This window comes from Kribbella sp. NPDC020701 (assembly GCF_055562215.1).
The window spans coordinates 136,443-153,327 of sequence record NZ_JBVHFT010000005.1; the positions used below are offsets into that span (position 1 = coordinate 136,443).

Sequence of the window (16,885 nt, forward strand, 5' to 3'; positions counted from 1 at the left end):
CCCTCGTGAGCTGCTCTAGTGGGGGGGGGAGGGGGGGGGGGGGTTCCCCCCTGCGGAAGGGGAGGCGGGGTGGGTTCCTGGTGGGTTGTTCCCCCCCCCCGCCGTCCTGCCGGCGTACCAGGCTGTCAGGTCGGTGAGGTTGCCGGTGAGGACCTGGGTCTCGCCGGCGCCGTTCTCCCAGGTGGGGCCGTCGTTGGATTGCAGGACGAGGTGGATGTTTTCGGGGGTGCGGGCTCGGAGGAAGTCGAGGAGGTGTAGGCAGAAGTCGGGGGGCCAGCTGGCCGGGGTGATGCCCAGCTCGAGGTCGACGGAGTGGATCGCGAGTTCGCGCCAGCAGGCGTCGATGGCGGCCGCGAGGTTGCTGTTGCGGTGCAGAACAGGGCGGGTCCAGTCGTCCGGCCCGACCTTGTCCCAGGCGTTCAGCAGAGCGGTGGTTGCTTGGGCGAGGTGTTCGGTCAGCTCGGCGGCGGGACGGTGGGCGCCGGCCTCGATACCGGCGTCCCGGGCTGGGCGGCCGCCGTCGTACACCTCGATCACGCGGCCCTGGAGGGCCTCCTCGACCTGGCGGGTCATGGCTTCGGAGAAGTTGGCGATGTGGGTGATCACATGACCGCGGGACCAGCCGGGCAGGCCGGACGCCGCCCGGGCGGTGTCGTCGTCCAGGTCGGCCAGCAGGGTGTTCAGCCGGTTGGCGGTGGTTTTCACATCGGTCAGGGCCACAAGCGCTCCTTGCTCCAGTTCGGTGCGATCAATCCCGGCTCGGTCGTCAGCCGCTCGGTCTGCTCGGCAACGACCGTGCCGATCTCCGCGTGCGGCCTGTCGCGGTAGTGACCCTAGGCCAGCAATCACATGGCAGCAAATGCTTATCCCATTAGACTGCGTTCGTGAGCACGCTGGCCTTCGCCCTCGCGGTGACCATTCGGCACGACGGTCACGGCGGTGTCGCCGACCTGCTGGCGAGCCCCGCCGACGCCGCTGCCTGGCTCGATCAGCACGACGACCTGATCACCCAGGTGCTCGGCCGGCCGCTCGGAGGAGTGGACGACGCTCACGACGAGCTGGTGCAGATCCGGCGCGCCGTACGAGCGCTCTTCGCGCGGGCAGTCGAGCCTGGGCCGCCGAGCAAGGCGGATACGGATCGGCTGCTGGATGCAGAGGCCGCAGTGCGGATGGTGAACCGGGCAGCGGATCTGCTCGGGACTCTGCAGCTGGCGTGGCCCGAGGGTGGACCGGTCACCCGGTGGGCGGGTCGGACGGACGATCCGGTCGCGTTGCTGGTCGGTGCGGTCGGGCGGTCCACGATCGACTTCCTGTCCGGTCCGGACCGGGCTCGCCTGCGGGCCTGCCCGGCGGCGCGGTGCGTGAAGTACTTCCTGCAGGACGATCCACGCCAGCTGTGGTGCTCGCCGAAATGTGGCAACCGAGAGCGGGTGAACCGCCACTACCGTCGCCGGCAGGGCCGATAGCCTTTGCGTTATGACCATCGCGCGTTTCAAGGACTTGTGTGTGGACGCGACATGCCCAAGCGCGATGACGGCGTTCTGGGGCCGGGTGATCGGGCTGACCTCGCCGGCCGACCACCCGAACGTGCTGGTCGGAGACGTACCGGAGAAGACCATCTGGATCAACAAGGTCGACGAACCGCAGACGGTGAAGCACCGGGTGCACCTGGACGTGCACACCGGCGCGATCGGTGATCTCGAGCGCGAGGGTGCGACGGTGCAACTGCCCGCGACCGACGAGCAGCACTGGACCGTGATGGAGGACCCGGAAGGCGGTCAGTTCTGCGGATTCGTCCGCGCCACGGTCCCGGCGTACCGGCTGATGGAGCTCGTGGTCGACTCGGCCGATCCGGAGGCACAGGTGCGCTGGTGGGCGGGTGTGGTCGGCGGAGACATCGCGAGTACGCCGGGCAAGCCTTGGCGCTGGCTGGAGAACGTACCGGGGCTCCCGTTCCCGTACTGGGTCTTCGTGCCGGTTCCCGAGCCCAAGACCGTCAAGAACCGGGTCCACTGGGACGTCACCGCGCTCGCACTGCAGCCCGTGCTCGACGCAGGTGCGACACTGCTGCGGCCCAAGGACGACGAGATCGGCTGGCATGTCTGCGCCGACCCCGAAGGCAACGAGTTCTGTGTATTCGTACCACCAGCGGAGGAGTCTTGATGCCCAAGCTCGACCTCACCATGTCCGCCCCGGATCTGACCGAGGCGCTGGTGAACATCTCATCGGTCAGCGGGACCGAGGAGATGCTCGCGGACGAGGTGGAGGCGGCGCTGTCGACGTACGCGCACCTGAAGGTCTTCCGGCACGGGAACACCGTCGTCGCGCGGACCGACCTCGGTCTGGACGAGCGGATCGTCGTCGCCGGGCACCTCGACACCGTCCCGCTGAACGACAACCTCCCGGCTCGCCGCGCCGACGGCCTGATCCACGGGCTCGGCGCCTGCGACATGAAGGGCGGTGTCGCGGTCGGCCTCCGGCTGGCGGCGACCCTGGACGAGCCGAACCGGGACGTCACCTATGTCTTCTACGACTGCGAAGAGGTCGAGGCGGAGCGGAACGGCCTGTTCAGGCTGACCCGGTCCAACCCGGAGCTGCTCGAGGGCGTGTTCGCGGTCGTGATGGAGCCGTCGAACGCGGTGGTCGAGGCCGGCTGCCAGGGCACCATGCGGATCGAGGTCACCACCCGCGGCGAGCGCGCGCACTCGGCCCGGTCCTGGATGGGGACGAACGCGATCCACGCCGCGGGCGAGGTGCTCGCGCGACTGGCGGCGTACGAGCCGCGGCGGGTGCCGATCGACGGGCTCGAGTACCGCGAGGGGCTGAACGCGGTCGGGATCCGCGGCGGCGTCGCGGGGAACGTCGTACCCGATCTGTGCACGGTGGAGATCAACTACCGGTTCGCGCCGAGCCGGTCGGAGGCCGAGGCCGAGGCGCACCTGCGCGAGGTGTTCGAGGGGTACGACGTGGTCGTGACGGACTCGGCGCCGGGTGGGCTGCCCGGGCTGGAGCGGCCGGCCGCGGCCGCGTTCCTGGAGGTGGTCGGGGGTGAGCCGAAGCCGAAGTTCGGGTGGACCGACGTCGCGCGGTTCACGCTGCTCGGCGTACCGGCGGTGAATTACGGGCCGGGGGACCCGCTGTACGCGCACAAGCAGGACGAGTTCGTGCCGGAGGCGGAGATCGAGCTGTGTGAACAGCGGCTGAGGGCCTGGTTGACGGCGTAGGTACTCCTCGTGGCGGGCCTCGCGTCGGCGGGCCCGTCCGGAATGTCCGCACTAATGTAGAGGTATGGAAGAAGCCGGGATCCACCCCGACCGCCCGATCGGCCAGCAGCAGCGCGGACCGGTCGTGATGCGGCGCAACCAGGTGCAGCAATCCACCTCCGAGCAGCGGCTGCTGGACAGCCGCGGACCGTCGGACTGGGTGCACACCGACCCGTGGCGGGTACTGCGGATCCAGTCGGAGTTCATCGAGGGTTTCGGCATGCTCGCCGAACTCGGGCCGGCGATCAGCGTGTTCGGCTCGGCGCGGACCAAGTCGGACGATCCGATGTACGCCGCCGCCGAGGAGACCGGCCGCAAGCTCGTCGAGGCCGGGTACGCCGTGATCACCGGCGGCGGGCCGGGCGTGATGGAGGCGGCGAACAGGGGCGCGTCCGAGGCCGGCGGGGTGTCGGTCGGGCTGGGGATCGAACTGCCCTTCGAGAACGGCCTGAACGAGTGGGTCGACATCGGGATGAACTTCCGGTACTTCTTCACCCGCAAGACGATGTTCGTGAAGTACGCGCAGGGGTTCGTGGTGATGCCGGGCGGGTTCGGCACGCTCGACGAGCTCTTCGAGGCGCTCACGCTGGCGCAGACGCGGAAGGTCACGTCGTTCCCGGTCGTCCTGTTCGGTACGTCGTACTGGGGCGGCCTGGCGTCCTGGCTGCGGGACACGATGCTCGCGGACGGGAAGATCTCGGCCGCCGACCTGGAAATGTTCACGATCACCGACGACGTGGACGAGGCGATCAGCTACATCGTCAAGGCCGGTGAGCTCGCCGACGCCGCCGCGGAGGAGGCTGCCGCGGAGGCCGCGCGCGAGGTGGCCGAGGCGGACAGCCCGGAGGCCCGGGCGCGGCGCGAGGCGCACCGCCTGGGCTCCGACGGGAGCTGACGCGGTCCTGTTGCGGCCTGCCGGCGCTTCGCTGTCGGCCGAATCGGACTCCGACTGTGCGGGTGACTTCCTCGGCATGGCACGATCGGTCCCGTGATGTGGTTCTTCGGGCTGATCGTGGTGCTGTTGATCGGGGCTGTCGCGGTAGTGGCCTCGGGTCGTTGGGGTGCCATGGGTACGGCGTACGACGACCGGCCCGACATGACCGTCCCGGCCCGGCAGGCGCTCACCTCGACCGACATCGAGTCGGCCAGGTTCGCCGTCGGGCTGCGCGGCTACCGGATGGACGAGGTCGACACGCTGCTCGAGCGCGTCGCGAAGGAGGTCGCCGAACGCGACCGCCGGATCGCCGACCTCGAACGCGCGGTCGCCCCGATCGTGGACGCCCCGGACGGTGCGGGGTTCACGTCCCGGAGCACCTACGACCCTGCCGACTTCGACGACACCGGCACCCAGAAGCCCATCCTCGTCGGCGGCAACTTCCCAGACTCCGCATCCCCGGAGCCCGGTCCCTCACCTGACGCAGGCGCTGGCTCCCCGTCGGCAGACGCAGCGTCGCCTTCAGCCGGCGTTGCTGCCCCGACCGCTGCTGCCTCAACCGCTGCCGCGGCTGCCGCTGCTTCGGCTGCCGCCGCCTCGACCTCAGGTGGCCCTGATTCGTCTGCGGTCGGCCCTGGCTCGACCTCGCCGACTCCTGCCGCAACCTCGCCCGGCGCTGCGTCCACCTCGCCCGGCCAGGCCCACTCGGCGCCGACCGATGCCTCCGAGCCGATCACCGCCGAGCAACCGGCCGTGGCCGAGGCGCCCGCCGACCCGCTCACTGCCGAGCAGCCCGCCGCCGACCCGCTCACTGCCGACCCGCTCACCGCCGAGCAGTCGGCCGTCGAGCAGTCAGGCGTGGAGCAGTCAGGCGCCGGCCAGCGCCCAACCGACCCTGGCACCTCCTCGCCCACCGAGGACGACGACCAGGACACCCGCGAGGTCCCCCAGACCAGCCACTCGGCAGCCGCCAACGAGTACGAGCGCCTCCAAGCCGAAGCCCGCGCCATGCTCGAAGCCCAATCCCAACCCACCACCCCGCACCGTCCCCCGCCGACCTCCTCACCTCAGCAGCCCGAGGACTACTCGCCTGAGCGGCCCCAGGCCCGTGCGCCCCAGCAGCCCAACGCTGACGCACCCCAGCAGCCCGAGCCCTATTCGCAGCGGCACCCCGACGCCTACTCACCCCAGTTGCCTGAGGCCCACCCGCCCGCGCAACCCGAGGCGTTCTCCCAGCAGCCGGAGCAGCAGGCGTACTCACCCCAGCACCCCCAGGCCCAGACCTACGAACCCCAGCAGCCCGCATCCGAGCCCTGGTTCCAGCCGTCTGCGCCCACCACAGACATCCAGTCGCACTCAGCACCTCCCCAGCAGCAGTCGCCCGTACACCTGCAAGACCGCCCCCACCCAGACCCCGCCCCCACCCAGCCGCAATCCCCAACCCGGCAGTTCCCCACAGACCAGCCGCCCCCGGTGGCCCCGCAAATCCGCCTACAACAACCCCAGGCCTCCGAGCAGCCCCCCGCGCGGCCGCAGATCCGACTGCAGCAGCCCTCGGCGGAGCAGCCGTTCACAGCGCACCAGCAGGCAGAGTCCAACCCCGCACAGGCGCAGCCCCGCGAGGAGTCCGCCTCCGCGCAGCCGCAGCCCGTACTCCGGTTCTCCATGAACCAGCAGCCCCCGACAGACCAGCAGTCACCAGCGCAGCAGTCCCCGGCAGACCACCAGCCACCTGCTCAGCCGTACGCCGCGGACCAGCAGCCAGCGACGCAGCAGCCCTCGGTGCAGCAGCCACAGGGAGAGCGGCAGCCGCCGGCTCAGCAGTACCCGGTGGAGCAGCAGTCGCCCGGGCAGCAGCACTCGGCAGCGTCGCGGCCCGCGCAGCATTACGAGAACCCGGCGCAGCAGTTCGCCGGCGAGCCACAGCCGAGCGTGGATCCGCGGGAGTCGGCTGCAGCGTCAGCCGACTGGCCTCAGCCGTCCGCATCTTCTGGTGGCGCGCAGCCCACGCCTACCCCGCACTGGGCCTTGCCTGAGCAGGCACCGCAGTGGCAGCAGCCGTCGGACCCGTCCCCACAGCCGCCTGCCCAGCAGCTCCAGTGGCAGCAGCCGTCTGACTCGACTTCACAGCCACGCACTCAGCAGGCCCCGTGGCAGCAGCAACCGGCCGCATCCGCGCAGCCGCCCGCCCAGCAGCCTCCGCAACAACAGCCCGTGCAGTCCAGTTACCAACAAGAGCAGCAACCGTCCGACGAGCAGGAACCGCCGACCGCCGAGCATCCGATCTACGACCAGGCGACGTACGAGCAGGAGCAGCAGACCGCGCAGCAGTCGGCCTACCAGCAAGCGCAGCAGCAGCCCGCCTACGAGCAGGAGCCGCGGCAGCAGCAGCCCGGCTACCAGCGGGAGCAGCAACAGCAGCCTGGTTACCAGCAGGAGCTGTCACGGCAGCAGCAGCCAGGCCACCAGCAGGCGCCGCGGCCCGGGTACCAGCCGTCGCACCAGCAGCCCGCGAACCAGCAGGCGCAGTCGCCGCAACGGCCACAGACCGCCTACCAGGAGCAGCACCAGCAGGAGCAGCAGCCTGCCTACGAGGAGGAGCAGCAGCACCCCGGCACCCAGGAGAAGCAGCAGCCTGCTTACGAGGCAGAGCAGCAGCCCGCCCACCAGCAGCGGTACGCCCACCAGCAGCAGTACGGCGACCAGCAGGAGTCGCCTGCCTACCAGGAGGAGCAGCAGGCTGGCTCCGAGCGGCCTGAGGGGCAGGCTGGTTACCCGTACGAGGCTGCGCAGCAGGCGGGGGAGGGGTGGCAGTTCTGGCCGCCGGCGGATCAGCAGGTCGCGCCGGTGTGGCCGGTCCAGTCGGGGAACGCCCAGGCGGGGAACGGGCAGCCGACGGACCAGGACGACCCGGCAGGCGACAGTACGCCCGGGCGGCACAGCTCGCCGCCTGGTGAGGGTGCTTATCAGCGTCCCAACTGATCTACTCGGGTGATGGATTCCGAGGGCAGGTGCCACGCGGAGGCGTCGATCGAGCTGGACCTCGACCCGCAGACCGCGTGGGATGTCGTGATGGATTGGGATCGGCAGTCACGCTGGATGCTGCTCACCCGCGTCTGGGCAACCGAACAGGACGGTACCGGTGTAGGCGGCGGCGTCGCGGCCCGTACTTCTGTCGGTGCCATCGGGTTCACTGACAACATGGTCATCACACACTGGGACCCACCGCGCGAATGCACGGTGAAACACCTTGGCAAACTAGTCCGCGGCACCGGCACCTTCACCATCACCCCCACCACCTCGGCATCCAGCACCACGCCTGAGCCGAGTACGAAGCCGGCTTCCACCACCCCGGATCCCACGACCCCGCCGGCGTCCTCCGCGGCGTCTGCTGCGGGTTTGGGGAGTGGTGGGTGCACGTTTACTTGGGCGGAGGATGTTGTGCCGCCGTTGGGGCGGGTGGGGGTTGTTGCTTGGGCGGTGGTTCGGCCGGGGTTCGAGTGGCTGATGCGGGTTTCGTTGCGGCGGCTGGTGCGGGAGGTGGCGGGATGACGGTGATCGGGGCGGACGGGCAGCCGCGGTGCGGGTGGGCGACCTCGGCGCCGGAGTACGTCGAGTATCACGACAACGAGTGGGGCAAGGAGATCCGGGACGACGTCGCGCTGTTCGAGCGGATGACGTTGGAGGGGTTCCAGTCGGGGTTGTCGTGGATCACGATCCTGCGGAAGCGGGAGAACTTCCGGGCCGCGTTCGCGCACTTCGATCCGGCGATCATCGCGAAGTACGACGTTGCCGATTTCGATCGGTTAATGGCGGATCCCGGCATCGTTCGCAACCGGCTCAAGGTCAACGCGACGATCAACAACGCGCGGGCGTTGCTCGAGCTCGACGAGGGTGAGTTCTCCGAACTGCTGTGGTCGTTCCGGCCTGCCGAGCACAAAGCTCCGAAGACGCTGGGCGATGTGCCTGCGACGACGCCGGAGTCTGTTGCCATGTCGAAGGCCTTGAAGAAGAAGGGCTTCGTCTTCGTGGGGCCGACCACCGCGTACGCGTTGATGCAGGCAACAGGCATAGTCAACGACCACCTCTCAACCTGCATCGCGCGCTGATTCCGGTCGGTTGTTGAGGACGAGAAGTGCAGGAGGGGTGGCGAGCACCTGCATCGCCCGCTGACCTGAGCTGCTGGTTGGGGGAGATCCGCAGGTAGGGCCGGCCTGCACTGCTCGCTGATCCGTGGTGGGCGGGGTGGGGTGCGTTGTGGACTGGTCCTGGTGGGTGGTTCAGGTGGTTGTTTGGGGCCCGATCGGCGTGTGTGGGGTGGGTGGTTTTTGGGTGCGCGAAGCACCTGCACGTGCAGGTGGAATGTGCATCTGCAAGGGGTGCGGGGGGATGGTGAAAATGGGTGAAACACAAACGGCTGAACGAGTTGTGCTTTGGGTACTTAACGTGATGAGGTGTTCTCCGGGCACCCCCGGCTGTCAGGTGGTTGTCCGGCCGTGACTCGCCCGGCCGGAACGCGGTCGGGGGGCCCACCAACGTTTATGGGCCTCCAAACCGCTCATGTGCCACCGACGTTCACGGGCTCCCCAACGTCGATGGGCCACCTACGTCCGCGGACCTGTCAAGTTCTGCGGACCACCAACGTTTACGGGGTCTCGTTGGTGCCGGTGCGGGTGTAGGTGGTATGGAACGTGTCGGTGTTGGTCAGGCCGGAGAGGTGGATCCGGGTCGGGGTCGCAGTGAGGTAGAGGTTGGCTTCGGCGAAGGGGTCGGCGGCGTCGTCGTTGGGGGTGCCGAACTGGCGGGTCCACGTTCGGGTGTGGTCGGTGGAGTACTTCGTGAGGACCGCGTCGAACTTGCCGAGGGGAGATTCGAGAGCTCCGTCGGTGAAGCCCGCGACGTAGAGGTTGCCTGAGTCGTCGACCGCGAGTGCGGCGCCCTTGTCGTTGCCGCTCGTACCGAATTGGTCCCGCCAGGTCAGTACGCCGTCGCCGTCGACGCGGGCGACGATGAAGTCCTTGTCGCCGGCGAGTGAACCGGAGAAATCGCCAGCGGTGTAGCCGGTCAGGTACACGCCACCCGCCGGATCAGCAGCGAGCGCCCAGGCCTCGTCGGACGCGGGAGTGCCGAACTGCTTCATCCACACCGGCTCGCCGGAGGGTGAGTACCGCGCGACGAATCCGTCGATCCCGCCCGCCGGCGTACCAAGGGAGCCAGCCGTCATTCCGGCGACGTAGACAGCGCCACCGGAGACCGCGATCGCCATCCCCTTGTCCTCGCCCGCACTCCCGACCTGCCGCAGCCAGACCTGCCGACCATCGGCGTCGAGCCGGGCGAGGAAGACATCCTTGTCGCCTTGGTTCGTGCCGCCCAGCGAGCCCTTCGTGTAACCACCGACATAGATGTCTGACCCGTCGACAGCGATCGAGTAGCTCCGATCCGCGACCCCGGGCACGCCGAGCTGCGTCAACCAACGGCGATTCCCATCAGCGTCGAACTGTGCCACGAACGCATCGTCCGAAGCGTTCCCCGCATGCGAGCCGTCGAGATCACCAGTGGTGTACCCAGTCACCACAACACGTCCATCAGCATCGACGGCAACGCCGTACGGGCGTTCTGTCCCAGCGGTCCCGAGCGACCGCGTCCACTCCCGTGTCCCGTCCGCGCGAGTCTTGATCAGCGCGACGTCCTTCGCGCCGGCGTACGACTGACCGTCCAGCGCCCCCTCGACCGCGATCGCTTGATAAGCGTTGCCTGAGGCATCAGTTGCGATCCCGCCGGCCCGGTCCTCGCCCGCCGTACCGGTGATGGTCGCGGTCATCGGCACGGCCGGCGGCTTCCCGATGTACTGGAAGATGTACTTCGCTCCTTCGGCGAACGTCGGCCCCCAGACGTCCCAGTCGTGCCCGCCGTCGACGACCCGGAACTCCGAGGTCAGCGTCGGCACCCGGACCGCCTGGTTGAACACGACGTGCGCCTCGAAGTCGAGGTCGTGGGTCGCGTCGATCGCCTTCGGGTTCTTGTACTCGTCGTCGCCGACCGCGATGTAGAGGTGCGACTGCAGTCCGGTGGCCGCGAACGACTTCAACGCGGCCGGCCAGTTCAACCGCAGGTACGTCGCCTCCGAGAACGGATCCTTCCCCTTGCCGAAGGCACCGAACTCCCGGGTGCTCGAGTCCGCCGGCGGCAACGGGAAGTACACCGCCGGGCTGAGCGCGATCGACGCGCCGAAGATCTCCGGATGGGCCAGCGCGTAGCGCAGGGCGCCCGACCCGCCCATCGAGTACCCGGCGATCGCGCGCCCGGTGCGATCCGCGATCGTCCGGTACGACGCGTCCACGTGCGGGATCAGATCGCGGAAGAACGCCGTCTCGACCGGCCGGCCGGGATCCGCGCCCCGATACGTGGAGTCGACGTACCAGCTGGCGCGGCTGCTCCACGGTGCGTCCGGCATGATCGCGATCGTCGGCGGGATCTCGCCGGACCCGATCATCTCGTCGAGCCGGCTCTTCACCTGGGTCCAGGCCGCCATCGAGTCGCCGCGCCCGTGCAGGAGATAGAGGACCGGGTAGCGCCGCGTCGAGTCGGCGTACCCGGCGGGGAGATAGACGTTGTAGTTGATGTTCTCGCCGAGGGTGGCCGACCGCACGCCGGCGGGGCTGATCACTCCGGGCGCAGCGGTCGGCTGAGCACTCGAACCAGGCACGACAAGACTCCCAACCAGCGTGGCGACCGTCAGGGCGGCAGGCAGCAGCAGTTTCCTCACAGGTCAGGTTGTAATCGCTTACGTAAACGATTACAAGAGCTGGAAGCAGGCAGCCATGCAGGTCGAGCGACGACGGAGCGGGTCTAGCTACCGGCCGTTGAAGGTGGGCTTCTGCTTCGCGACGAAAGAGGCGACCGCGTTGTGGTGGTCCTCGGTGTCGCCGGTGAGTTGCATCTTGCCGGCCTCGAAGACGAGGGACTCGGCCAGCGTGTGGGTCGCCGAGTACCCGAGCGACTGGCGGACCGCGCCGTACGCGACCGTCGGACCGGCGGCGAGCTTGCCGGCCAGATCGGAGACAGCGGACAAGAACTCGGCAGCAGGAACGACCGAGGTCGCCAGCCCGAGGTCGAGGGCCTCGGCGGCCGGGATGGTGCGGGGGAAGTAGAGGAGCTCGACGGCCTTGGCGTGCCCGATCAGACGGGGGAGGGTCCACGAGATGCCGGTGTCGCAGGACAGGGCGATGCCGGTGAAGGCGAGGTTGAAGCCGGCCGTGTCCGCCACCACCCGGAAGTCGCACGCGAACGCCATCGACGCGCCGGCGCCGGCCGCGACCCCGTTCACCGCCGCGATCACCGGCTTCGGCATCTCGGCCAGCGCGAGCGCGATCGGAGCGTAGTGGTCCGGCACCGTGCTCCACAGCGCGTCCGTGTCGTTCGCCTGGAGCAGCCCGATGTGCTCCTTCAGGTCCTGACCGACGCAGAACGCCCGGCCGGTCCCGGTCAGGACGACGACCCGTACGGCGTCGTCCTCGGCGGCGGCCTGGACGGTGTCGCGGAGCAGGACCTTGGTCGGCGTGTCGAGCGAGTTCATCGCGTCCGGCCGGTTCAGCGTGATGGTGGCCACGCCGTCGGTCATGGCGTAGGTGACGGAGTCACTCATCGTGGTCAGCTCCTTGACATTCGGTGAGATTTTCAGTGCAGCGTCAGGCAGTCGTCGACGAAACGCCCGGCCGCGGGGCTCAGTCGTTCGGCGTGGAAATCGAAGAACGCGGCGGCCCGGGTGCCGGCCCAGTCGGCCGGCAGCAGCTCGGCCGGCAGCCCCGGATCCCGGAACAGGAACTTGCGCCATTCGTGCACGAGCTCGGACCGGACCGCGAACGCCTGCTCGTCGGTCGTATCAGTGGTCGTGTCATCGCCGGCACCGTCCACCAGCGCCTTGGCCTCGATCAGCCAGGCGTCGTACGACGCGCCGAGCTCGTCCAGCCGCCAGACCCGGCGGGCGAACTCGACCGCGTGGGAGTCGACCGGTGCGCGGAACCGGTCCGCGGCGATCCCTTCCACGCCGAGGATCTGGTCCACCTCGGCATCGTTCCGCAGTCCGACCCAGGCGCCGTCGGACAGCGGAGCCCAACCCAGAAAGGCGAGTTGGCTCGCCAGTTGCTCGCGGCGGCGCGCGTTCGGCACCTCGCGGAGGATGCCCAGATGCCAGTGCCGGTCCCAGTCGCCGGACCCCTCGGAGCCCTCGGCGCCGGTGCCGATCGGGGTCCCGTCGGGGGCGGTGCGGTAGATCCGGGCGGCCGCGTCGTCGAGCCGGCGACGCGCCCGGGAGGTTAGTGCGTAGCCGGGCTGGCCATCGAGCCGGACAGGCTCCAGCCAGCCCTGCCGGACCATCCGGGAGACCGCGGTGCGCACGGCCGGCGGATGGACGCCGAGCGGCGCGAGCAACCGGACCAGGGCCGCGACCGGGGCCTGCGCACCACGGGCGCGCAAGTGGTCGCCGTACAGGTCGAAAAGGGCTGAACGGGCGTGCACAAGACTTGAGTCTGCCGTATGGTGCACGGCTCTGGCCTGCGATCGGGAATAATGGGGTCCGATACACACTGCGATACGCGCCGACGGCGCATCACCGCAACGGTGCCGACGACGGTTCCCGCGTGGTGTCGTCGCTCAACACCGACACTGGGAAGGGGTGCGCGCATGGCGGCGATGAAGCCGCGGACGGGCGATGGTCCGCTCGAGGTCACCAAGGAGGGCCGGGGGATCGTGATGCGGGTTCCGCTCGAGGGCGGCGGCCGGCTCGTCGTCGAGCTGAACGCGGACGAAGCGACCGAGCTCGGTAACGCGCTCAAAGCAGTCGTCGGCTGACCGGATCCTCCCGGGGTGCCCTCGCACCTCTGCCAATGATTCCGACCCCGGTGGGTGCCATTTTTCGGCACCGGCCGGGGTCGTTACGGTTGGCCCGGCACAACTCCCTTTTGATCAGACTCCAGTGAGGTCGTCCTAGTGGCTCGCCGCAGCAGCACGTTCGCGTTCCCGACTCTTCCGGCCGTGGCCTGGCAGCCAGGTCTGCCGGTGCACGGTGCCCCGACCTGGGTGATCGTGGTCGGCGAGGGCGGTCTGCCGGCCGCCGCGAAGGAAGCCGGTGAGCGCCTCGGTGTCGATCTCGGCCGACTGCTCGAGGCACAGCAGGCGACCGGGTTCACCGCAGCAGCCGGCGCGACAGCGGCGTACCCGCTGCTGACCGGCGAGGCGACCGAGATCCTGCTGGTCGGTGCCGGTGACGGCAGTGCGAAGGACCTGCGACACGCCGGGGCGGCGATCTCCCGGTTCGGTCGCGGCAAGGACGAGCTCACCACGGTCGTTGCCGAGGGCATCGATGACGCGACGCTGCAGGCGTTCGCGGAGGGTGTCGTCCTGGGATCGTTCACCTACACCCTCAAGACGGTCGACGCGGGCGAGCCGGTGCTGACCCGCCTCACCCTGACCGACGGCTCGGAGGCGGCGCGGCAGCCGGTGCTGGACCGTGGCGTCGTGATCGGGCGGACGGGCTGGCTGGCCCGGCAGTTCGCGATCACCCCGTCGAACGAGAAGGACCCGGCGTGGATGGCCGCCCGCGCCACCGAGCTGGCCGCGTCCACCGGTGTCGAGGTGACGGTCTGGGATGAGAAGAAGCTGGCCGCCGACGGGTTCGGCGGCATCCTCGCGGTCGGCCAGGGATCGACCCGGCCGCCGCGGTTCATCCGGCTGGACTATGTGCCGGACGGTGCCGCCAAGGACACGCCGTACGTCGTCCTGGTCGGCAAGGGCATCACGTACGACACCGGCGGCCTGTCGCTGAAGCCGCGCGAGGGCATGGTGTCGATGAAGCGCGACATGACCGGCGGCGGCTCGGTGATCGCGACCATGTCGGCGCTGCGCGAGCTCGGCGCGCAGGTGAAGGTGACGGGCCTGATCTGCTCGGCCGAGAACATGCCGTCCGGTACGTCGTACCGCCCGGACGACGTGATCCGGCACTACGGCGGCCGCACCACCGAGGTGAAGAACACCGACGCCGAGGGGCGGCTGGTGATGGCCGACGGACTCGCGTACGCCGTGCAGGAGCTCAAGCCGGACGTGCTCGTCGACATCGCCACGCTGACCGGCGCGATCAAGGTGTCGCTCGGGTCGATGCTGTACGGCGGACTGTTCGCGACCGACGACGCACTCGCGGACAACCTCGCCGACGCCGGCCGGGTCTCCGGTGAGGAGCTGTGGCGGATGCCGCTGCCGGCGGAGTACGAGGAGCTGATCGCGACCCCGATCGCCGACTCGGTGAACAGCTCGAAGGGCCCGGGCTCCATCACCGCCGCGCTGTTCCTGAAGGCCTTCACCGGCGACATCCCGTGGGCCCACCTCGACCTGTCGTCGATCGCGGAGTCTCCCGCCGACCGCTTCGAGTACTCCATCGGTGCCACCGGCGCCGGTGCCCGCCTCCTCACCACCTGGCTCACCTCCGACACGCCGACCTCCGGCATCGGCTAACCGCCGAGGCAGTTCAGCACGGCATGCCTCCGTCGCGGTCCTGGAAAGTGCCGGTGGGGCCGTCTGGACCGATTGTTGCTAGGCGCACCATTGCGTCGGTGCCCTTGTTGGCTCCGGTGATCAGGGTGACGGTCATGCCTGGGTTCCGATGGTGTTGAGTTCGGCGATGGCGTCGGCCGGGAGGAGCAGGTCGGCGGCGGCTGTGTTTTCGCGGAGGTGGGCGACCGACGAGGTGCCGGGGATGACGATGCTCGTGGAGGAGCGCTGGAGGAGCCAAGCGAGGGCGACCTGCTGCGGGGTCGCGTTCAGGCGAGCGGCGACCTTGGCGAGGGTCTCGGACTGGAGTGGGCTGAAGCCACCGAGGGGGAAGAACGAGGCGAAGGCGATGTTGTGCTCGGCGCAGTAGTCGACGACGTCGTCGTCCTGGCGCCGGACCAGGTTGTAGAGGTTCTGGACGGTGACGACCGGCGCGATGGCCCGCGCCTCGCGGATCTGGGTGACGGTGACGCCGCTCAGGCCGAGGTGCCGGATCAGGCCCTCCTGCTGCAGCTCGGCCAGCGCGGTGAACGACTCGGCGATCGAGTCCTCGCTACCACCGTCGTGCGCGGCCGTCCGCAGGTTGACGACGTCGAGCACGTCCAGCCCGAGGTGCTCGAGGTTCTCGTGCACCTGGGCTTTCAGGTCGTCCGGCTCGAGCGCGTGGATCCAGGACCCGTCGTCGCCGCGGCGGGCGCCGACCTTGGTGACCAGGTGCAGGTCCGCCGGGTACGGGTACAGCGCCTCCTTGATGAGCTCGTTGACCACGGTCGGGCCGTAGAAGTCGCTGGTGTCGATGTGGGTGATGCCGAGCTCCACGGCCTCCCGCAGTACGGCGATCGCCCGGTCATGGTCCTTCGGTGGGCCGAAGACTCCCGGGCCGGCGAGTTGCATCGCGCCGTACCCCATCCGGGTGATGGTCAGGTCGTCGGCGAGGGTGATGGTTTTGTTGGTCATGACTCCACTGTTCGTCGGGTTCGCGCCGACAGGGAGTACCCCGTTGTTCCTGGTAGTGACAGGACCCAGTCACCGCAGCGTCGCTCCGACTACCGTGGAAGCCATGGAGAGCACGAACGCTCTGGGTGAGTTCCTCCGCGCCCGGCGCGAGCAGGTCAAGCCCGAGGACGTCGGCCTCCGGCGTGTCGGGCTGCGGCGGGTGCCGGGGCTGCGGCGTGAAGAGGTCGCGATGATGGCCGGGATCAGCTCGGACTACTACCTCCGGCTGGAGCAGGGCCGTGACCGCAACCCGTCCGTGCAGGTGCTCGAGGCACTGGCCGACGTACTGCGGCTGGACCCGGACGCGACGGCGTACCTGATCGGACTCGCCCAGGAGCGCCCGCACGTCGCCCCGAGGCCGCGGGCGCAGGTGCCGGACAGCATCCTGGAGCTGATCGACGGCTGGCCGAACAACCCGGCCTACGTGCAGAACAAGTACACCGATGTCCTCGCGGTCAACGCCTTGTGCGCGGCGTTGTCCCCGAACTATGCCGTCGGCGTGAATCTCCTCTCCGCCGTCCTACTCGATCCCAGGGAACAGGAGCTCCGCCGGGACTGGGACGAGCTGACCGAGGAAGGCGTCGCGATCCTCCGCACCGAGCTTGGGCCTGATGTGGACGACCCGCGCCTGAAGGAGCTGGTCGGAGATCTGTCACTGCGCAGCGACAGGTTCCGGCAACTGTGGGCGCGGCACGACGTCCGCCCGCGGCGCGGTCGGTTGAGCCAGCTCACGCATCCCGCCGTCGGTGACCTCGACCTCCGCTCGGACAAGCTCACGATTGGTGGCACCGACAACATCACCCTGGTCGTCTTCCATGCCGTGCCCGGGTCCCGCGACGTCGAGTCGCTCGCGTTACTGGGGAGCCTCACCGCCGACGAGGTTCCTGAGCGGACCATCAAGCCCACCGACCGAAAGCCCGAATGATCTGCGGGAACGCCGCGAACGCTGTGCCGAAGTGGTCGACCGCGCCCATCGAGTGGACGGTGACCTTGGCACCGCGGGCTCGCAGCGAGGTGGCGCAGGAGTGCGCGTTTGGCGACCGGGACCGCGGACACGAGGGCACCCCGCACCGCGTGCATGCTGGTGACGGCAGCCTCGGACAGCGTCGGCTCGGTGACCGAGGCGTACGCCGAGAGCGGGAAGGCGAGC

15 protein-coding genes are annotated in these 16,885 nt (G+C 69.3%); 10 read left to right on the forward strand and 5 right to left on the reverse strand.

Annotated elements, in window-relative coordinates; all coding sequences use genetic code 11:
• Positions 1–15: 15 nt before the first annotated feature.
• Complete coding sequence (locus ACZ3HV_RS13725; RefSeq protein WP_465684116.1) at positions 16–720, reverse strand: maleylpyruvate isomerase family mycothiol-dependent enzyme; 705 nt, start codon at positions 718–720, stop codon at positions 16–18.
• A gap of 164 nt (positions 721–884) precedes the next feature.
• Here ACZ3HV_RS13725 and ACZ3HV_RS13730 point away from each other — a divergent pair, with 164 nt between their 5' ends.
• From ACZ3HV_RS13730 to ACZ3HV_RS13760, 7 genes are all read left to right on the forward strand, one after another.
• On the forward strand, positions 885–1,466 hold the full coding sequence (locus tag ACZ3HV_RS13730; RefSeq protein WP_465684118.1) for a CGNR zinc finger domain-containing protein: 582 nt from the start codon (positions 885–887) through the stop codon (positions 1,464–1,466).
• A gap of 10 nt (positions 1,467–1,476) precedes the next feature.
• Positions 1,477–2,163, forward strand: coding sequence for a VOC family protein (locus ACZ3HV_RS13735; protein WP_465684120.1), 687 nt, complete (start codon positions 1,477–1,479; stop codon positions 2,161–2,163).
• Positions 2,163–3,224, forward strand: a complete 1,062-nt coding sequence (gene dapE / locus ACZ3HV_RS13740) for a succinyl-diaminopimelate desuccinylase (RefSeq protein WP_465684122.1) — start codon at positions 2,163–2,165, stop codon at positions 3,222–3,224. The genes ACZ3HV_RS13735 and dapE overlap by 1 nt, the downstream gene beginning before the upstream one ends.
• Positions 3,225–3,288: 64 nt before the next feature.
• Complete coding sequence (locus tag ACZ3HV_RS13745) at positions 3,289–4,158, forward strand: LOG family protein (RefSeq protein WP_465684124.1); 870 nt, start codon at positions 3,289–3,291, stop codon at positions 4,156–4,158.
• A 96-nt stretch (positions 4,159–4,254) separates the two neighbouring features.
• On the forward strand, positions 4,255–7,179 hold the full coding sequence (locus tag ACZ3HV_RS13750) for a DivIVA domain-containing protein (protein ID WP_465684764.1): 2,925 nt from the start codon (positions 4,255–4,257) through the stop codon (positions 7,177–7,179).
• 12 nt (positions 7,180–7,191) lie between these two features.
• Positions 7,192–7,749, forward strand: a complete 558-nt coding sequence (locus ACZ3HV_RS13755) for an SRPBCC family protein (RefSeq protein WP_465684126.1) — start codon at positions 7,192–7,194, stop codon at positions 7,747–7,749.
• Complete coding sequence (locus ACZ3HV_RS13760) at positions 7,746–8,306, forward strand: DNA-3-methyladenine glycosylase I (protein WP_465684128.1); 561 nt, start codon at positions 7,746–7,748, stop codon at positions 8,304–8,306. Before ACZ3HV_RS13755 ends, ACZ3HV_RS13760 begins: the two co-directional genes overlap by 4 nt.
• 536 nt (positions 8,307–8,842) lie before the next feature.
• Here the strand turns inward: ACZ3HV_RS13760 and ACZ3HV_RS13765 are convergent.
• From ACZ3HV_RS13765 to ACZ3HV_RS13775, 3 genes are all read right to left on the reverse strand, one after another.
• Positions 8,843–10,963, reverse strand: a complete 2,121-nt coding sequence (locus ACZ3HV_RS13765) for an alpha/beta hydrolase-fold protein (RefSeq protein WP_465684129.1) — start codon at positions 10,961–10,963, stop codon at positions 8,843–8,845.
• 87 nt (positions 10,964–11,050) lie between these two features.
• Positions 11,051–11,842 carry an enoyl-CoA hydratase/isomerase family protein gene (locus ACZ3HV_RS13770; RefSeq protein WP_465684131.1) on the reverse strand — a complete coding sequence of 264 codons (792 nt, stop codon included), beginning with the start codon at positions 11,840–11,842 and terminating at the stop codon, positions 11,051–11,053.
• Between the two features lie 32 nt (positions 11,843–11,874).
• Positions 11,875–12,714, reverse strand: coding sequence for a PaaX family transcriptional regulator (locus ACZ3HV_RS13775; protein ID WP_465684133.1), 840 nt, complete (start codon positions 12,712–12,714; stop codon positions 11,875–11,877).
• Positions 12,715–12,879: 165 nt separating this feature from the next.
• Here ACZ3HV_RS13775 and ACZ3HV_RS13780 point away from each other — a divergent pair, with 165 nt between their 5' ends.
• Together ACZ3HV_RS13780 and ACZ3HV_RS13785 are read left to right on the forward strand one after the other, a co-directional pair.
• Positions 12,880–13,047 (forward strand): DUF3117 domain-containing protein, encoded by a 168-nt coding sequence (locus ACZ3HV_RS13780; protein ID WP_012923066.1) that lies wholly within the window; start codon positions 12,880–12,882, stop codon positions 13,045–13,047.
• A gap of 138 nt (positions 13,048–13,185) precedes the next feature.
• Complete coding sequence (locus ACZ3HV_RS13785; RefSeq protein ID WP_465684135.1) at positions 13,186–14,703, forward strand: leucyl aminopeptidase family protein; 1,518 nt, start codon at positions 13,186–13,188, stop codon at positions 14,701–14,703.
• A gap of 132 nt (positions 14,704–14,835) precedes the next feature.
• Here ACZ3HV_RS13785 and ACZ3HV_RS13790 read toward each other — a convergent pair whose 3' ends face one another.
• A complete protein-coding gene (locus ACZ3HV_RS13790) occupies positions 14,836–15,696 on the reverse strand; it encodes an oxidoreductase (protein ID WP_465684137.1) in 861 nt (286 codons plus the stop codon).
• Between the two features lie 103 nt (positions 15,697–15,799).
• Here ACZ3HV_RS13790 and ACZ3HV_RS13795 point away from each other — a divergent pair, with 103 nt between their 5' ends.
• Positions 15,800–16,660 (forward strand): helix-turn-helix domain-containing protein, encoded by an 861-nt coding sequence (locus ACZ3HV_RS13795; protein ID WP_465684139.1) that lies wholly within the window; start codon positions 15,800–15,802, stop codon positions 16,658–16,660.
• Positions 16,661–16,885: the final 225 nt, after the last annotated feature.